Here is a 778-nt window from a genome sequence, read left to right on the forward strand (position 1 = left end):
CCCTCTTGGGCTCGAACCAAGGACCCTCTGATTAACAGTCAGATGCTCTAACCAACTGAGCTAAGGAGGAAGGTGTGTTACCTTTATTGCGATGCAAATATATATAGAAAATTTAGTTTTACAAACTAAAATACCTCGTAAAAAACAAAAAACACAAATACTTATAGCTAACTTTTTGGTGTTCAAACAAGTATAAATTCATTTTTTTTACCTTAATTACCGAAGATGAACTCTACATATACAAGTACTTCGACAATATAGGCAGTCTCACTTAAAGTCAAACACACAGAACTCCTATTTAGACAAGCACAGTAAGTTATAAGCACACAGTAAGAAAATATCTTCTATTTTGTGAACACAAAACTTTACGTATTAGCAGGAAAAATATGCATCTCAACTTTACACTATCCATTTAAAGATTCTAAAATCTCTTTTCTACAAAACAACCAACTACTTGACTAAATAGAATTATTAAAGCATCTGCTAAATCGTTTAGTATGAAACTAAATTGCTTTTTACATGATAGATAAAGTTGTTAGAAATTAGAAATTTCTTCTCATCAGATAAATAAAACTTTCGGCTTACCCTCCTTATCTCTTGACACAAGTTTCAAACAATAATTCAATATAGTTATTATCTATACTTAGACAATTTCAATAAAAAAAGCCAGACATTACTGTCTGGCTTTCTGCTCCCCCTCTTGGGCTCGAACCAAGGACCCTCTGATTAACAGTCAGATGCTCTAACCAACTGAGCTAAGGAGGAAGGTGTGTTACCT

At 33.0% G+C, this 778-nt stretch carries 1 tRNA gene; it reads right to left on the reverse strand.

What is annotated here, in order from left to right:
* Positions 1-691: 691 nt before the first annotated feature.
* A tRNA-Asn gene (locus GOQ24_RS16305) sits at positions 692-765 on the reverse strand.
* Positions 766-778 lie beyond the last annotated feature (13 nt).

The organism is Myroides sp. LoEW2-1 (genome assembly GCF_009767705.1).
GTDB lineage: Bacteria > Bacteroidota > Bacteroidia > Flavobacteriales > Flavobacteriaceae > Flavobacterium > Flavobacterium album_A.